At 72.5% G+C, this 16,177-nt stretch carries 11 protein-coding genes, 1 tRNA gene and 2 pseudogenes; 8 read left to right on the plus strand and 6 right to left on the minus strand.

Annotated elements, in window-relative coordinates:
- Positions 1–79: 79 nt before the first annotated feature.
- Both fdhD and ACZ404_RS16170 read right to left on the minus strand, forming a co-directional pair.
- Positions 80–928, minus strand: a complete 849-nt coding sequence (gene fdhD / locus ACZ404_RS16165; protein ID WP_468440188.1) for a formate dehydrogenase accessory sulfurtransferase FdhD — start codon at positions 926–928, stop codon at positions 80–82.
- 7 nt (positions 929–935) lie between these two features.
- Positions 936–1,073 (minus strand): annotated as a pseudogene (locus ACZ404_RS16170) (2Fe-2S iron-sulfur cluster-binding protein); the annotation flags it as partial.
- Positions 1,074–1,288: 215 nt separating this feature from the next.
- Between ACZ404_RS16170 and ACZ404_RS16175 the strand changes: the two are divergent.
- Together ACZ404_RS16175 and ACZ404_RS16180 are read left to right on the plus strand one after the other, a co-directional pair.
- Entirely contained in the window at positions 1,289–2,236 is a 948-nt protein-coding gene (locus ACZ404_RS16175; protein WP_468440190.1) for a beta-ketoacyl-ACP synthase III, read from the plus strand.
- Between the two features lie 135 nt (positions 2,237–2,371).
- Entirely contained in the window at positions 2,372–3,049 is a 678-nt protein-coding gene (locus ACZ404_RS16180; RefSeq protein ID WP_468440192.1) for a GntR family transcriptional regulator, read from the plus strand.
- Positions 3,050–3,205: 156 nt separating this feature from the next.
- On the opposite strand, the gene ACZ404_RS16185 is transcribed toward ACZ404_RS16180, so the two are convergent.
- Positions 3,206–4,240 (minus strand): helix-turn-helix domain-containing protein, encoded by a 1,035-nt coding sequence (locus ACZ404_RS16185; protein WP_468440194.1) that lies wholly within the window; start codon positions 4,238–4,240, stop codon positions 3,206–3,208.
- Between the two features lie 117 nt (positions 4,241–4,357).
- Between ACZ404_RS16185 and ACZ404_RS16190 the strand changes: the two genes are divergently transcribed.
- From ACZ404_RS16190 to ACZ404_RS16210, 5 genes are all read left to right on the plus strand, one after another.
- Entirely contained in the window at positions 4,358–5,254 is an 897-nt protein-coding gene (locus ACZ404_RS16190) for an alpha/beta hydrolase (protein ID WP_468440196.1), read from the plus strand.
- 127 nt (positions 5,255–5,381) lie between these two features.
- The gene (locus tag ACZ404_RS16195) at positions 5,382–6,533 is read left to right on the plus strand and encodes a serine hydrolase domain-containing protein (protein WP_468440585.1); all 1,152 of its coding nucleotides are present in this window, start codon (positions 5,382–5,384) and stop codon (positions 6,531–6,533) included.
- 623 nt (positions 6,534–7,156) lie between these two features.
- Positions 7,157–8,698: an aldehyde dehydrogenase family protein gene (locus tag ACZ404_RS16200; RefSeq protein ID WP_468440198.1), complete on the plus strand. Its 1,542-nt coding sequence runs from the start codon at positions 7,157–7,159 to the stop codon at positions 8,696–8,698.
- A gap of 179 nt (positions 8,699–8,877) precedes the next feature.
- A tRNA-Leu gene (locus tag ACZ404_RS16205) sits at positions 8,878–8,962 on the plus strand.
- A gap of 321 nt (positions 8,963–9,283) precedes the next feature.
- Positions 9,284–11,902 carry a LamG-like jellyroll fold domain-containing protein gene (locus ACZ404_RS16210; RefSeq protein ID WP_468440200.1) on the plus strand — a complete coding sequence of 873 codons (2,619 nt, stop codon included), beginning with the start codon at positions 9,284–9,286 and terminating at the stop codon, positions 11,900–11,902.
- 204 nt (positions 11,903–12,106) lie between these two features.
- Here ACZ404_RS16210 and ACZ404_RS16215 read toward each other — a convergent pair.
- Both ACZ404_RS16215 and ACZ404_RS16220 read right to left on the minus strand, forming a co-directional pair.
- Positions 12,107–12,437 (minus strand): annotated as a pseudogene (locus ACZ404_RS16215) (SAM-dependent methyltransferase); the annotation flags it as partial.
- Positions 12,434–13,876, minus strand: coding sequence for a PP2C family protein-serine/threonine phosphatase (locus tag ACZ404_RS16220; RefSeq protein ID WP_468440202.1), 1,443 nt, complete (start codon positions 13,874–13,876; stop codon positions 12,434–12,436). The pseudogene ACZ404_RS16215 and the gene ACZ404_RS16220, both read right to left, overlap by 4 nt.
- Here ACZ404_RS16220 and ACZ404_RS16225 point away from each other — a divergent pair.
- Complete coding sequence (locus tag ACZ404_RS16225) at positions 13,865–14,713, plus strand: SAM-dependent methyltransferase (protein ID WP_468440204.1); 849 nt, start codon at positions 13,865–13,867, stop codon at positions 14,711–14,713. The two genes, ACZ404_RS16220 and ACZ404_RS16225, sit on opposite strands and share 12 nt — an antisense overlap.
- A gap of 36 nt (positions 14,714–14,749) precedes the next feature.
- On the opposite strand, the gene ACZ404_RS16230 is transcribed toward ACZ404_RS16225, so the two are convergent.
- Positions 14,750–15,832 carry a DNA polymerase III subunit beta family protein gene (locus ACZ404_RS16230; RefSeq protein ID WP_468440206.1) on the minus strand — a complete coding sequence of 361 codons (1,083 nt, stop codon included), beginning with the start codon at positions 15,830–15,832 and terminating at the stop codon, positions 14,750–14,752.
- Positions 15,833–16,177: the final 345 nt, after the last annotated feature.

Here is a 16,177-nt window from a genome sequence, read left to right on the forward strand (position 1 = left end):
GCGAGCGGAGACGGAGAACACAGCGGGGCCCCTGCGGCACGGGGGCGCTCCCCGCCCACCGGGCCCCGCGGGTGCCCGGTCAGCCCTGCGCGGCAGTGGCCCGCAGGGCGATGCGGTCCTCGCCCGCGTACACGTTCATGGAGCTGCCCCGCAGAAAGCCCACCAGGGTCAGCCCGGTCTCGACGGCCAGGTCCACCGCCAGTGACGACGGCGCCGACACGGCGGCCAGCACCGGGACGCCCGCCATCACCGCCTTCTGCGCCAGCTCGAAGGAGGCCCGCCCGGAGACCAGCAGGATCGTCCGGGACAGCGGCAGGCCGCCGTTCTGCAGCGCCCGCCCGACCAGCTTGTCCACCGCGTTGTGCCGGCCCACGTCCTCCCGTATGTCCAGCAGCTCCCCGTCCTCGGCGAACAGCGCCGCCGCGTGCAGGCCGCCGGTGCGGTCGAACACCCGCTGGGACTCCCGCAGCCGGTCGGGCAGGCTCGCCAGCAGCTCGGGGGTGACCCGGACCGGGGGAGTGTCGGCGATCGGCCAGTGCGCCGTCGTCCGTACGGCGTCCAGGCTGGCCTTGCCGCACAGTCCGCACGAGGACGAGGTGTAGACGTTGCGCTCGAGGGTGAAGTCGGGCAGGGCGACACCGGGGGCGGTCTTCACGTCCACCACGTTGTAGGTGTTGGAGCCGTCCACCGTCGCCCCGGCGCAGTAGACGATGTTCAGCACATCGGACGCCCTGGCCAGCACCCCCTCGCTCACCAGGAACCCCGCCGCCAGCGCGAAGTCGTCCCCGGGTGTGCGCATGGTGATCGCCAGGGACTTTCCGTTCAGCCGGATCTCCAGCGGTTCCTCGGCGACGAGCGTGTCCGGCCGGGCGGAGACCGCTCCGTCCCGGATGCGCAGGACCTTGCGTCGTTCCGTGACTCGTCCCATGTCCTGATCAGCCCCGGTTCTGTACGTGCTGGTAGCCGAATCGGCCCTTGCTGCAGAGATCCTCATTGTCCTGCACGGGGAGCGTGCCGCCGCGACTCGCTCCAGGTACCCGCCCCCGCATCTCGAACTCCGAACGGAACGACAGCGGCCGATCGCACCGAAGGAGCCACGTCGGTGGTCGCCGCACCGGGGAGGGCTGAATCCTGTCGACCAAATATTGTCTACCGCATGGAGGTGGCCAAGGGTGGGGAAGCCGACAACCCGGGCGCCCGATTCCTGTTGCCTCGCCTGCCGTCGTACCCGTGAGTCACTGATCAGACTGTGGATCCCGCTACCCACGGCCACGAGGGGGATCCCGCCATGAACGGCTCGCGCATCGCCGCCATCGGTCACTACCAGCCCGCCAAGGTGCTCACCAACGACGACCTGGCCGGCCTGGTCGACACCAGCGACGCGTGGATCCGCAGCCGGGTGGGCATCCGGACCCGGCACCTGGCCGGCCCCGACGAACCGGTCGACGAACTCGCGGCGCACGCCGCCGCCAAGGCCCTGGCCGCCGCCGGCCTCGCCCCCGGCGACATCGACCTGGTGCTCGTCGCCACCTCCACCGCGATCGACCGCTCCCCGAACACCGCCGCCCGCGTCGCCGCCCGGCTCGGCATCCCGCAGCCCGCCGCGATGGACGTCAACGTCGTCTGCGCCGGCTTCACCCACGCCCTCGCCACCGCCGACCACACCGTCCGGGCGGGTGCCGCGACCCGCGCGCTGGTCATCGGCGCCGACAAGATGTCCGAGGTCACCGACTGGAGCGACCGCACCACCTGCGTCCTGGTCGGCGACGGGGCCGGCGCCGCCGTGGTCGAGGCGTGCCGGCCGGGCGAGGAGCCCGGTATCGGGCCGGTGCTCTGGGGCTCGGTGCCGGAGATGGGCCACGCGGTGCGCATCGAGGGGACGCCGCCCCGGTTCGCCCAGGAAGGGCAGAGCGTCTACCGCTGGGCCACCACCCAGCTGCCGCCCATCGCCCGGCGCGCCTGCGAGAAGGCCGGCGTCCACCCCGCCGACCTCGCCGCGGTCGTCCTGCATCAGGCCAACCTGCGCATCATCGAGCCGCTCGCGCAGAAGATCGGTGCCGTCAACGCCGTGGTCGCACGCGATGTCACCGAATCCGGTAACACCTCGGCGGCCAGCATCCCCCTCGCCCTGTCCAAGCTGCTCGAGCGGGGCGAGGTCCGCAGCGGCGACACGGCCCTGCTGTTCGGCTTCGGCGGCAACCTCTCGTACGCGGGTCAGGTCGTACGGTGCCCGTGACGGCCGTGCGCCGGGGTGCGGCGCGATCGTCTCTCGCTGCCCCTGACCTCTGTACGCCGTAGACTGTAGACGATAGACGATCGACACTGGCTCTTCCGTACGCCTGAGTACGGCATGCCGAGGAGGGGGACCGCGATGTTGTCGACCGGACTGCCGCAGGGGGCCGTGCCCCGGCTCGAACGGCCCGGCCCCCTGCGCGAGCGGGTCTACGAGGCCCTGCTGGAGCTCATCACCACCCGCGCCCTGCAGCCCGGCCAGCACCTCGTCGAAAGCGAACTCGCCGGACACCTGGGCGTCTCCCGGCAGCCGGTGCGCGAGGCGCTGCAGCGCCTGAACACCGAGGGCTGGGTCGATCTGCGGCCCGCCCAGGGTGCGTTCGTGCACGAGCCGACGGAGCAGGAGGCCGACCAGCTCCTGACCGTCCGTACGCTCCTGGAGGCGGAGGCCGCCCGGCTGGCCGCCGCCCACGCGGGCAGCACCGGTATCGCCGCCCTGGAGGAGCTGTGCGCCGAGGGCGAGCACGCGGTGGCCGCCGAGGACGTGGACCGCGCGGTCGCCCTCAACGCGGCCTTCCACGCCAAGGTCATGGAGCTGGCGGGCAACGCGGTCCTCGCGGAACTCGCTGCCCAGGTCGACCGGCGGGTCCGCTGGTACTACACGCCGGTGGCCCGGCAGCGCGGCCGTCAGTCGTGGATCGAGCACCGCGAACTGATCACCGCGATCGCCGCCCGGGACGAACAGCGCGCCACCCATCTGATGCGCGCCCACACCGAGCACACCAGGCGCTCCTACCACGAGCGCAACACCGACTGACCGACGTCCGGGAAAGGCCGGCACCCGGAGGCGGCGAACGCGGCCGAGGGGCAGCGGCGCTCGCCCTGCCCGGCTGTCTGCGCGAGCGGGACGGGCGGCGCAACCGGGCGGCGCGCCGCCACCGGAGCGGCTCTGCGCGGCGCCGAGCCCACCCCGTCAGTCGCCGAGCAGCCGCCACGCGGTGAGGGCCAGCCTGGCCCGGGTCAGTCCGACGGGCCCGGTGAGGTCGACGCCCAGCGCCCGGCCGAGCTGCTCGACGCGGCGGGCGACGCTGCTGTGGTGCAGATGGAGGAGGTCGGCGGCCCGGCGCAGGGAACCGGTGGCGCAGTAGGCCTCCAGGGTCTCAAGCTCCTCCGGATCCCGGGCGATCCGTGCGACGGCGGCCACATCGGGGTTCTCCCGCGAGCTGCCGGCGGGGATCTCGGCCAGCAGCGCCAGCGCGCCCAGATCACCGTGCCGGACGACGGGTTCGCGCGCGGTCGTGAAGCGAAGGGCGGTGCGGGCCTGCCGCCAGGACCGCTCGGGGCTCCCGGCCCCGCCGATGCCCGCGCGCACCTCCGCCGGAAGCCCGGCCGGGTCCACCGCCGTGGCCAGCACGACCCCCACCTCGGCGAGCGGTGCCGCCTTCACCGGGCGCCCGGGGCAGAGCAGTTGGCCGATACGGTCCAGCGGAAGCCGCGAGCGTACGGCGACGACGTGGACCGGCGCGTCGGCGGCGAACCCCAGGAGCCGCAGCGCCCGGGACCGGGCCGCCTCGTCGGTGTCGGCACCGACCACCAGTTCGACCAGGGCAGGGTCGGCCATGGTAGTGCGGGCCGGTCCGTACCGCTCGACCGCCGCGGCGGCGGCGATCGCGAGCCGGTCCAGCAGCACCTCGTCGAGAGCGCCCGGCGGACCGGGGCGTTCCAGCCACACCGTGCCGATCTCCTCGTCGTCGAGGGTGACCGGCACCGTGGTGGACGCGGGTGACGGCGGGCCGGCCGCCTCGGTGCCCTGCGGCGAGACCCGGATCACCCGCCCCGTGCCGTGCAGCCGTATCCCGGCGACGCACTCGGCCAGACCCGCCGAGGCGCGGGCGAGCGCCGGGAGATCCACCCGACGGCGCATCAGCGTGTCGTAGAACCCGACGATGCGGATCGCACCGTCGACGTAGGGGTCGAGTCCCGACAGCCGTACCGCCAGCGCCTCCATGGCCTCAGGATAGAAGGCCGGGCCGGCCCGCGGGCGCGCCGACCGGCGCGCGAAACGGGCGGGATGCGCGACGGACGGCGGGTGACCGCTCGGTACGCGGCCATGAGGATGGGCGTCATGGATCCCGAACTCGAGGCCTTCGTGCCGTTCTTCCCCCGCGCCGACCTCAACGACCCGGTCGCCGCCCGGGGACACCTCGCGGAACTGGCCGCGGCGGTGCCCGCACCGGACACCGCCGACCTGCGGATCGAGGACCGCACGGTACCCGCCGACCCGGACGTGCCGGTGCGCATCTACCGTCCCCGCCAGGCCCACGGCGCCATCGTCTGGCTGCACGGCGGCGGGTTCGTCATGGGGAACCTGGACACCGAGCACCCGTGGGCCACCCGGATCGCCGAAAGCTCCGGCGCGGTGGTGATCTCGGTGGCCTACCGCCTCGCCCCTGAACACCCCTTCCCGGCCGCCCTGGACGACGCCTACGCCGTACTGCACTGGACCGCGCGCCAGGCGGTCGCACTCGGCATCGACCCCGAGCGGATCGCGGTCGGCGGCCACAGCGCCGGCGGCGGACTCGCGGCCGCGCTGGCCCTGCGGGCGCGTGACGAACGGGGCCCCCGGATCCGCTTCCAGCTGCTCAACCAGCCCGGGCTGGACGACCGTCAGGAGACCTGGTCGCAGCGGAACTTCACCGACACGCCCTGGATGAACCGCGACAAGGTCACCGCCTCCTGGCGGCACTACCTGGGCGGCCGGCCCGCCACACCGTACGCGGCCCCCGCGCGCGCCACCGACCTGTCCGGGCTGCCGCCGGCCTACCTGGCCACCGCGGAACTCTGCCCGAACCGCGACGAGAACCTCGCCTACGCCCAGCGCCTGCTGCAGGCGGGCGTGTCCGTCGAACTGCACCAGTGGCCCGGCACCTTCCACGGCTCGCAGGCGATCGTCTCCGCCGACGTCTCGCAGCGGCAGAACGCCGAACTCGGTGCGGCCCTGCGCCGCGCCCTGGCCGACTGAGCCGTACCGGCCGGACGTTGCGGCGGGAGGGACCCGCCGCATCCATGGAGCACGGGAAAGGACGGATGTCATGAGGACACGACTGGCTCTGTACGCGGGCGTGGCCGCGCTGAGCGTCGCCGCGGGCATGGCGACGGCGGCCCCCGCGACCGGCGACACCGGCGCGTCGGCCGGATTCGACACGGCGGAGCTGCGGTCCGCCCTGGACGAGGTGCACCGCGCGGGCGTGCCGGGCGTGTTCGCCGAGGTGCGCGACGCCGGGCGGACCTGGCGCGGCGCGTCGGGCGTCGCCGATCTCCGGACCGGCCGGCCGGTGCGGCCCGGCATGCGGCAGCGCGTCGGCAGCATCACCAAGACCTTCACCGCCGCCGCGATCATGCAGCAGGTCGAGCAGGGACGGATCCGGCTCGACGCGCCGATCGGTGACTATCTGCCGCAGTCGGTGCCGGGGGAGCGGGGCAGGACGATCACCGTCCGGATGCTGCTCAACCACACCAGCGGCATACCCGACTACATCCCCTACGCCTTCCCGTCCCTGCGGCAGCCCTCGCCGCAGAGCCTGGACGACAACCGGTTCCGGCACTTCCGCCCCGCCGAGCTGATCGAGCTGGGCCTCGCAGCGCCTCCCACCGGCGAGCCGGGCGGCCCGACAGGGGTGTACTCGAACACCAACTACGTGCTCCTCGGCGAGCTGTTGGAGAAGGTGACCGGCATCCCCGCCGAGGCGTACATCACCCGCCACGTCATCGAACGCGCCGGGCTGCGGCACACCCACTTCCCCGACGGACCGCGCATCGAGGGACCGCACCCCCGGATGTACGAGGCGCTCTGGGGCCTGCTGGACCCGCCGCGTGACTACAGCGTCTACGACATGTCCTGGGTGACGGCGACGGCCTCCCTGATCTCGACCATGGACGATCTCAACCGCTTCTACGCTCGGTTGCTCGACGGCAGGATCGTCAGCCGGTCGTCGCTGGCGCAGATGCAACGCACCCTCCCGGTCCGCGCCCTGGACGGCACGACGATCGACTACGGCCTCGGCCTGCAGAAGACCGACATCCCGGGATGCGGCACCTTCTGGGGCAACGAGGGCACGGTCTGGGGAGCCGGGACCCTGTCCATGACCCGGGCCGACGGCAGGCGCCAGGTGTCGGTCGCGATCAACCTCATGCGGTGGAACGAGCGGGACCCCGCACAGGCGCCCCGGCCCCATCCCATCGACGAGGCGCTGCGGACGCTGTACCGGCAGGCGATGTGCGGCGACCGGGGCACACACTAGGGGCCCGGACGGCCGGGGGCGACGGCCTGTCCGGCGTCGCCCCCGGTGCCTGCCGTCAGGGAACCGGCGGCGGTCCCACGGCCGGTGCCGCCAGCCCGGCCGGCGTCGGCCGCTGGTCGTCCGGCTCGACGGCGACAACGCGGCTCGCGGCCGGGCCGTCCCCGACGGGCGCGCGCCCACCCGCTGGTCCAGCAGGTCACCACCATGGACGGCGACGCCCGCCGTGCCACATCGACTGCCTGGCCGCCTTCGAGGCCGACCCCGACAGCGAACTGATCGTGACGATCCGCGAGATCGGCGGCTGCGTCGCCGGCTTCGCCGCACCCGAGGACCGCACTGGGCCATGCGGGCGCCATCGTCTGCGGGACCTCCGGCACCTCCGGCACCTCCGGCAGGGCGCAGGCCAAGGAGCTGGCGCTGGAGGCCGCCGGGGTCCGGGTGGGCAGCACCCCGACCGTGACGGCCCGGTCGGCCCTCACCCTTCTGCGGACGGGAGCGTGAGGTCACTCATAGTGGGGGCGCCGTCACTGTCGCAGATGTTGCCGCGGCAGTAACTTCCTCTACGACCGGATCCGCGCCATGCACCTCCCGCCCCCGACCGTGCACCGAGAGCGGAGCAACCAATGGCATCCACCCTCACCCTCAAGGCCGAAGCCTCCTGGGCCGACGCCTGGCGGCGCTGCCTCACCGTCGCGCCCGAGGCCTTCCGGGACGACCGAGTCCTCAACCTCTGGAACGCTGCCTGGCGGGCCGACGGCCGGGCCCTGCCCGCCACCAGCCCGGTGGACGGCAGCCCCGTCGCCGGCCCGCCCCGGCTGGACCGGGCCGCGGCCCGGCAGGCCGTACGGGCCTCCCTCGACCAGCACCGCGCCTGGCGCCACGTCCCCCTGCCCGAACGCCGGGCCCGGGTCGCCGCCACCCTCGACGCCCTCACCGAACACCGCGACCTGCTCGCCCTCCTCCTCGTCTGGGAGATCGGCAAGCCCTGGCGGCTCGCCCTCGCGGACGTCGACCGGGCCATCGACGGCGTCCGCTGGTACGTGGAGGGCATCGAGCCGATGATCGACGGCCGGGCGCCGCTGGACGGACCGGTGTCCAACATCGCCAGCTGGAACTATCCGATGAGCGTGCTCGTCCACGCCCTGCTGGTCCAGGCCCTGGCCGGCAACGCGGTCATCGCCAAGACCCCGACCGACGGCGGCGTCGCCTGCCTCACCCTGGCCGCGGCGCTCGCCGCCCGCGAGGGGCTGCCCGTCACCCTCGTCAGCGGCAGCGGGGGAGAGCTGTCCCAGGCGCTGGTGCGGGCACCCGAGATCGGCTGCGTCTCCTTCGTCGGCGGCCGCGACACCGGCGCCGCCGTCGCCACGGCGGTGGCCGACCTCGGCAAACGCCACATCCTCGAACAGGAGGGCCTGAACACCTGGGGCATCTGGAACCACACCGACTGGGACACGTTCGCCGCGGTGGTCCCCAAACTCTTCGACTACGGCAAACAGCGCTGCACGGCCTATCCGCGCTTCGTGGTCCAGCGCAGCCTGTTCGACCAGTTCCTCGCGGCCTACCTCCCCGCGGTCCGCACCCTCACCGTCGGCCACCCGCTGGCGGTGGAGCAGCCGGACGACCCCCACCCCGAGCTGGACTTCGGGCCGCTGATCAACGCGGCCAAGGCCAAGGAACTGCGCGACCAGGTGGCCGAGGCCGTCGACCGGGGTGCCGTCCCCCTGCACCGCGGCAGGCCGGCCGACGCCCGCTTCCTGCCCGGGCAGGACACCTCGGCCTACGTCCACCCGGTCACCCTGCTCAACCCGCCCCGCTCCTCCCCGCTGCACCACGCGGAACCGTTCGGCCCGGTCGACACGATCGTCCTGGTCGACACGGAGGCCGAGCTGCTGGCCGCCATGAACGCCTCCAACGGCGCCCTGGTCGCCACCCTCTCCACCGACGACCGGGCCACCTTCGAGCGGCTGGCACCGCAGATCCGCGCCTTCAAGATCGGCCACGGCAGGCCCCGCTCCCGCGGCGACCGCGACGAGCTGTTCGGCGGCTTCGGCGCCTCCTGGCGCGGCGCCTTCGTCGGCGGCGACCTCCTGGTCCGCGCGGTCACGCAGGGTCCCGTCGACGAGCGCCTCCCGGGCAACTTCCCGGAGTACCAGCTCATGCCGTGACCGGGCGCCGGCGCGGAAGGCATGCGATCTCCCACGTTGCGCAGCGGCGCGGCGGCCGGAGCGCCCGTCGGCGTCCCGGCCGCCCCACCGCACGGATACGCAGGTGAAACGCACTCCGAAACCTTGGTATTGTTGTCCCTGTCGCCGCGGGGTACGCCCCCGCTCAGGCGGCACACCTGGTCCGGGTGGCGGAATGGCAGACGCGCTAGCTTGAGGTGCTAGTGCCCTTTATCGGGCGTGGGGGTTCAAGTCCCCCCTCGGACACTCACCGTGATGACACGGTTGCGAGGGCCCCGACCTGACGGTCGCGGCCCTCGTTGCGTGTTCCGGCCTCCGTCCCCACGGGAGTGCTGTACGGGTTCAGCCGGATTTCGGACACCCATGCCGCTGCTTCGGCTCCTGTGCCGGAAGAAGCATTGCCGTACGAGGGGTATTGACGGGACTCGCCCGCACCTTAAGATCCCTGCTGCTCGAAGTACCGATCACTGTACGAAATATCGAACGAGGTCGGTCGGCAGTTGCCGCAGGCTGCCCTGCTCCGGCCGGTACGCAACGCAAACGGTCCGTCACAAAGGAATGAGCCGCATGCCTTCAGAACCCGGAGTGCCGCGCAGAACCGTCCTCACCGTCCTGGGCGCCGCCTCCCTCTCCGGGACCTTCGCCACCGCCGCTCCCGCCGGAGCCGCCGAGTTCACCGGCAGCACCGCAAGCGCCCCTGCCGCGGACCTCCCCGCCGCAGCCGCCCACTGGACCTTCGACGAAGGCTCCGGCACCTTGGCCGCCGACTCCTCCGGCAACGGTCGTACCGCGACGCTCCAGGGCGCGGCCGGCTGGGACACCGGCAAGGCCGGAACCCACAGCCTGAACCTCAGGGCGGGCGGCAACGCCACGGCGTCCGGGCCGGCCCTCGACACCTCCAAGGCGTTCTCGGTGGGCGTCTGGGTCAACCTCGCTCAACTCGGCGGCTATCAGACCGCCGTCAGCATCGACGGCAAGGTCGTCAGCTCCTTCTACCTGGGGCTGCGCGACGACACCGGCACCTTCGCCTTCGCCCGGCTGGGCTCGGACGCCACCCAGAGTGCCGCGGTCGCGGCCGCCGCCTCAGCGCCCACCACCGGTACCTGGACCCATCTGGTCGGTGTCAGCGATCCGGCCGCCGGCGTCATCCGCCTCTACGTCAACGGCGTGCTGGAAGGGGAGACCGCCTACACCGCGGGCTGGGCCGGCAGCGGCGACACCGCCATCGGCCGTGCGCTCTACGGCGGTGGGCACGTGGACCAGTGGCACGGCCTCGTCGATGACGTGTGGATGTTCCCGACCGCCCTCACGTCCGACCAGGTCGCGGCGCTGGCCGGGGTTCCGGTGGATACCACGACGCCGCTGCTGAGCGTGGATGTCGGCAACCCCGCGCACGCCGTGTCCCCCGTCCTCCCCGGCTTGATGTTCGAGGACATCAACCACTCCGGCGAGGGCGGCATCTACGCCGAACTGGTGCAGAACCGCTCGATGATGGCCAGCGACACCACGCCCGTCCACTGGTCCGCCGTCGGCGGAACGACCCTCGCACTCGACACCGCCACCCCGCTGAACGCCGCGCTCGACCGCTCCCTCAAGGTCGCACTGCCGAGCAGCACCGGGGCCGGAAACCGGGCCGGCGTCGCCAACGACGGCTTCTGGGGCATACCCGTGCGGCCCAGGACCGTCTACACCGCCCGGCTGTTCGCCAAGGCCTCGCGACGCATCGGCCCGCTCAGGATGGCCATCGAGTCGGCGGACGGCTCGACGGTGTACGCGTCCGCCCATGTGCCCCACATCGGCACGGCCTTTCGCGGCCGCCCGTTCGAGCTGACCCTGCGCACCGGTTCGCGCACTCCCGTGGTCGGTGACGCGCGGCTGACCGTCACCACGGCCGACCCCGCCGCCGCGGGCGAGACCCTGTGGCTCCAGCACGTGTCCCTCTTCCCGCCCACCTACAACAACCGACCCAACGGCCTGCGCATCGACCTGATGGACAAACTGGTCGCTCTGAAGCCGAAGTTCCTGCGCTTCCCCGGCGGGAACTTCCTCGAAGGCAACACCATTGCGACACGGTTCAACTGGAAGAACACCATCGGTCCGGTCTGGGAACGCCCCGGCCACATGGACGACGCCTGGGGCTACTGGTCCACGGACGGCCTCGGCCTCCTCGAGTACCTGGAATGGGTCGAGGACCTGAACGCCCAGCCGGTCCTCGCCGTGTTCGCCGGCTACGCGCTCAAGGGCGAACACGTCACCGGTGACGCACTCAAGCCGTTCGTCCAGGACGCGCTCGACGAGATCGAGTACGTCACCGGCCCTGTCACCAGCACCTGGGGCGCACGACGTGCCGCCGACGGGCATCCGGAGCCGTTTCCGCTGGAGTACGTGGAGATCGGCAACGAGGACTGGTTCGACTCCTCGGGGTCGTACGACGAGCGGTTCGCCGCCTTCCACGACGCGATCAAGGCGAAGTACCCGCATCTGAAGCTGATCGCCACGACGTCCGTGACGAGCCGCACGCCGGACCTCATCGACGAGCACTACTATCTCGCGCCGTCCGCCGCCCAGGCCTCCACCCACAAGTACGACAACCGGGACCGCGATTCGACGAAGGTGTTCGTCGGAGAATGGGCCGCGCAGGAGGGCCGTCCCACACCCGACCTCAACGCGGCGCTCGGCGACGCCGCTTGGCTGGCCGGTCTGATCCGCAACTCGGACCAGGTCCTCATGGAGTGCTACGCGCCGCTGTTCTCGCACGTCAAGAACAACGTCTGGGCCACCAACCTGATCGCGTACGACAACCTGACCAGCTACGTGTCGCCCAGCTACTGGGCTCAGCACATGCTGACGAGCCAACTCGGCGACACGGTGCTTCCGGCCACCGCACGTGCGCTGCCCGGCCTCGCCACCGTGGCCACCCGCTCCGGGAAGCGCCTCTATGTCGCGATCGTCAACTGCGGCACGGAGAAGGTGAAGGTACCGGTCGAGCTGACGGGGCTGGCCAAGGGGGTCAAGAGACATGCCACCGCGACGGTCCTGACCGGCCCCTCGCGCGAGACCACCAACACGCTGACGGCCCCTGACACGTTGGTGCCCAGGACGAGTACCGTGACCGGCGCGGCAGCCTCCTTCACCAGCACCGTGCCACCGCTCTCCGTCACGGTACTGGAGCTCGTCCTGACCTGATCGGTCACTGCCCGACGCCCTTGTTGCTCGGCACACGTCGCTTCCAGGGATTGAGCCCGGCCTGCGCCGGCTCGACCGTGCCGTCAGCGGCCGACTCCACCTCACCGTGACGACACGGCTGCGAGGGCCTCGACCTGCCGGTCGCGGCCCTCGGCCCGTCTCCGGAAGTGATCGTCGCGGTCCGGCCGGCCGGACCACGTCCCGTCACGGCTTGATGCCCACCCCGGTCCACAGGCTGACCTGCGCGTCGGTCAGTGGCTCCGTCTCGGTGACGGGCCCGCTCGGAGCGTCGGGGCGCCGGCGGTGGCCGACCGCGATGCCGGGGTCGAGGAGTTCCAGCCCGTCGAAGAAGCGGGCGACGCCGGCCCGGAGGCGGAATCGCACCGGGGTCCCGGCACTGGTGCAGATGCCGGTGCCTTCTGCCGGGCGGACGGGGCGAAGTCGGGCGTGCAGTGGCTCAGCGCCCGGGTGCTGCCCGGCGGCAGGGCGTCGAGCAGGCGGTGGACGATCCGTACGGGTCCTGGGCGTGGGTCAGGCGGGCGCCAGTTCGGCGAGCAGCAGCGTACGGTCGTCCGGAGCTGCCTCGGGAGGAGGGGCGCCCACCAGTTCCCGGCACCAGGACTGCAGTCTGCCGTGACCACCGGTCTCCGGGGCCTGGGCGACGACGGAGTCGACGGCCTCGGCGAGGCGGGCGATGCCCTGATCGATGTCGCGATGGCGGGACTCGACCAGGCCGTCGCTGTAGAGCACCAGCAGGGCCGGATCGGTCAAGGGCAGCGTCGTCGCCTCGTAGGTGCCCGCACCCAGTCCGAGGGGCAGGCCCGCGCTGGTGAGTGCGACGGGGGCGGCCGGCCCGTCCGGGCCGCGGATGAGCGGTGGAGGGTGTCCGGCGCCGACGATCGTGCACAGGCGCCGGTGCGGGTCCCACTCGACGTACATGCAGGTGGCGAAGGAGGCGCCGGGGACGGCGGAGGCGAGTTCGTCGAGCCGGCCCATCAGGGCCACGGGCGTGAGGTCGAACCTCGCCAGGGTGCGGACGGCGGTGCTCAACTGGATCATGGCGACGGCCGACTCCGGTCCGTGGCCCATGGCATCCCCGACGATCAGACCGACGCGGCCCTCCGGCCGGGGCAGTACGTCGAACCAGTCGCCGCCGATGATGTTCCCGTCTCCGGCCGGGAGGTAGCTGTGCGCGACGCTGCAGCCCGTGATCGCGTCATCGGTGGTGGGGAGCAGGCTGTTGCGGATGGCGAGCACGGTGCGGCGCTCACGTTCGTACCGGCGGGCGTTGTCGAGGGCGACACAGGCCCGCGCGGCAAGCCGCTCCACGGCCACGGCGTCGCCAGGGCCGAAGGGGGCTCTGCCCGGCCCGCGCGCGCAGGCGATGAACCCCACGGCGGTGTCCCGCAGATGCAGGGGCACGACCAGGAAGGACGTCGTCTGCAGGATGCTCTTCATACGGGAGTCGCCCGTCGAGGCGCTGAGCCGCTCACGGGTGTGCGGATCGACGGCGTCGAGGAGCTGTGTCCGCCTGTCGGCGAGTGCGCGGGCGTAGGGGGTCTCGCGGGGAAGGACGATCACCTGGTCGACCGGCAGCAGCGGTTCCCAGTCCTCGCGCCTGTCCGTCCCCACCCGCAGCGCCAGGCGGCGGGCCTCGATCTGGGGCGGGTCGGCGGCCGCGTAGGAGTTCTCCCCCTGGAGCCACCGCTCCAGCAGATAGACGGAGGCGGCGTCGCAGAAGCCCGGGGTCAGCGCGTGCACGACGTGGTCACCCGTCAGGTGCAGGTCCAGTTCCGAGCCGATGACGTCGGCTGCGGGGGAGAAGAACGAACGACGTGGGGTGCGATGACGCAGGGACTCGTCGGGGTGCTCGCGTGTCTCGTTCCGCAGGATCGTGCCTTTCCGGGTGGGGCACGCCCGTGCTGCCGCGCGCGCCTCGTCCGCATCCTGGTCAACTATAGGATGAGGCGTCAACCATCCCTTGAGAAAAGGCGAGTTGCCGTGAACGCAGGCCGCCCGGAACGTGCGGAGCCAGAAAAGGCGAGCGTCGCTCGGATGTACGACGCCATGTTGGGTGGAGACCACAACTTCGCCGTCGACCGGGAGGCCCTGGCGGCGTTCACCGCCATCGACCCGCAGGTGCGGACCCTGGCCCGGGCCAACCGCGCCTTCCTCGGGCGTGCCGTGCGCTTTCTCGTCGGTGCCGGGGTGCGGCAGTTCATCGACCTGGGATCGGGGATTCCCACCCAGGGCAACGTCCACGAGGTGGCGCAGGCCGCCGACCCGGCCTGCCGGGTGGTGTACGTGGACAACGACCCGGTGGCCGTGGCCCACAGCGCCGCCCTGCTCTCCGACAACCCGAACGCGGACATCCTCGACGCCGACATCCGCCGCCCCGCCGACATCCTGTCGTCCCCGCAGGTGCGCAAGCTGATCGACCCCGAACAGCCCGTCGCCGTACTGATGATCACGATCCTGCACTTCATCACGCCGGACGAGAACCCCGCCGGCATCGTCGCCGCCTTCCGTGACGCCCTCCCCGACGACGGCTGGCTGGCCCTCACCCACGCCACGAACCAGGACCGGCCCGACACCGCCGCGGCAGTGGGAAAGCTCTACCGGGACAGGGCCACGTCCCCTGTGACCGCCCGCTCCCGCAGTGAGATCCTCCATCTCTTCGACGGCTTCGACCTCGCCGAACCGGGCCTGGTCCACGTCCCCCTGTGGCGCCCCGACCCCGATGTCCCCACCCCTGAGAACCCCACGGAGTACTGGGTGTACGCGGGCGTGGGCCGCAAGCGTCCGGTGTGACGGTTCAGCGAGGGCGCCCCGCGCCCGGTGCAGTCCTCAGTGCTCCAGGCGGACCGGCATCAGGAGCGAGAAGGTCCGCTCGTCGCCGGGACGGCGAATCGCGAGGGGCGCCGTGGGGGCGCCGATCTCGAGGATCAGTTCGTCCCGGGCGCCGGCCGTGAGCGCGTCGAGCAGGAACTCGCGGTTGACGCCGATGCCGTCCTGGCCGTCGTCGCCGTCCGCGCAGACGGTCACCGTGCCGTCGTCCGTCACCCCGAGCACGCTGACGTCGTAGGACGCGCCGTCCTGCTCGCGCACCTCGGCCGGACGGACCGCACCGGTCCTCAGCGCCTCCCGGAAGGCCGCCGTGGCGACGAGCACCCGGCGACCGGCCGGAAGCCGGACCAGACGACGGTAGTCGGGGAAGTCGTGGCCGAGGCACTGGCCGGCCGCCTGGCGGTCGCCGGACTCCAGGGAGACACGGTCACCGTCCACGGCGAGCCGCACCGGTTCCTCGCCCCGCACCAGCGCCCGCATCGCATCGGCGAGGGGCAGCGGCACGATGGCCTGCACGCGCGGGCCGTCGTATCCGGAGGCAGGGACGTGCGCGACAGCCATGCGGTAGCGGTCGGTGGCCACCACGCCCAGTCGGCCGGCCTCGATGTCGAACAGGATGCCGCCCAGCGTCGGCAGTTCGGGGTCCGTACTGGCCGCGAAACGCACCGAGTCCAGAGCGGCCGCCAACTCCGGGGCGCTGAGGGCGAGGTGGGCGGTGGCGGTGCGGAGCGAAGTCATCGGGTTCTCCCTGTGGTCGAGGACGGCTCGGAGTGCGGAGAACGCGCTGCGGGCGTCGGACAGGCCCCGTTCGAGGCGGCGCAAGTGCGCCCGGAGGAGTCCGCGCACCAGGTCCGCGTCCTCGCCGGCCCAACCGGCCAGCACCAGCCGGACGTCCGCGAGGGGCATGCCGGCCCGGCGCAACCGGGCCAGCAACCGGGCCTCCTCCAACTGCCCCGGCTCGTACCAGCGGTAGCCGGTGACGGGGTCCACCCAGGCGGGGACCAGCACACCGGCCCGGTCGTAGAACCGGAGCGCACTCACGCCCAGCCCACTGTCCCGGGCCATTTCCCCAATGCTGCGCATCTCGCTCTCCACACCCGGAACTCTGGGCCCTGCACAAGGTCGAGGGTCAAGCCCGGCCCGGCTCACCAAATATTCGCTACGCGCCGCCCCGCCCCCGTCCCTAGACTCGGCATGCACCGCGCGCCGCACCCACACGTCGGCGGCCCGCGCTGCCCGTCCACCGAACCGTGACCACCGAGGGGAGCCCGGCCGTGCGTGACCGTACCGCCGTCGTCGTTCCCCCGTCGCGGTCCGAGGTGATCCTGGTGTCCTCGTCCGTCCGGTGCCCGCTGCGCGGCCGGCACCGGATGCCCCTGACGTCACACTGACCCGGTTCGCCGACCGGAACTCCCCTGTACGGGCAGG

The organism is Streptomyces sp. NPDC030798 (assembly GCF_055572275.1).

Bases quoted from the DNA above. Each gene is read 5' to 3' on its own strand.
- ACZ404_RS16180 (WP_468440192.1), top strand. From the start codon at position 2,372: ATGTTGTCGACCGGACTGCCGCAGGGGGCCGTGCCCCGGCTCGAACGG.
- ACZ404_RS16175 (WP_468440190.1), top strand. From the start codon at position 1,289: ATGAACGGCTCGCGCATCGCCGCCATCGGTCACTACCAGCCCGCCAAG.
- ACZ404_RS16230 (WP_468440206.1), bottom strand. From the start codon at position 15,832: ATGCGCAGCATTGGGGAAATGGCCCGGGACAGTGGGCTGGGCGTGAGT.
- ACZ404_RS16185 (WP_468440194.1), bottom strand. From the start codon at position 4,240: ATGGAGGCGCTGGCGGTACGGCTGTCGGGACTCGACCCCTACGTCGAC.
- ACZ404_RS16225 (WP_468440204.1), top strand. From the start codon at position 13,865: ATGAGGCGTCAACCATCCCTTGAGAAAAGGCGAGTTGCCGTGAACGCA.
- ACZ404_RS16210 (WP_468440200.1), top strand. From the start codon at position 9,284: ATGCCTTCAGAACCCGGAGTGCCGCGCAGAACCGTCCTCACCGTCCTG.
- fdhD (WP_468440188.1), bottom strand. From the start codon at position 928: ATGGGACGAGTCACGGAACGACGCAAGGTCCTGCGCATCCGGGACGGA.
- ACZ404_RS16190 (WP_468440196.1), top strand. From the start codon at position 4,358: ATGGATCCCGAACTCGAGGCCTTCGTGCCGTTCTTCCCCCGCGCCGAC.
- ACZ404_RS16195 (WP_468440585.1), top strand. From the start codon at position 5,382: ATGGCGACGGCGGCCCCCGCGACCGGCGACACCGGCGCGTCGGCCGGA.
- ACZ404_RS16200 (WP_468440198.1), top strand. From the start codon at position 7,157: ATGGCATCCACCCTCACCCTCAAGGCCGAAGCCTCCTGGGCCGACGCC.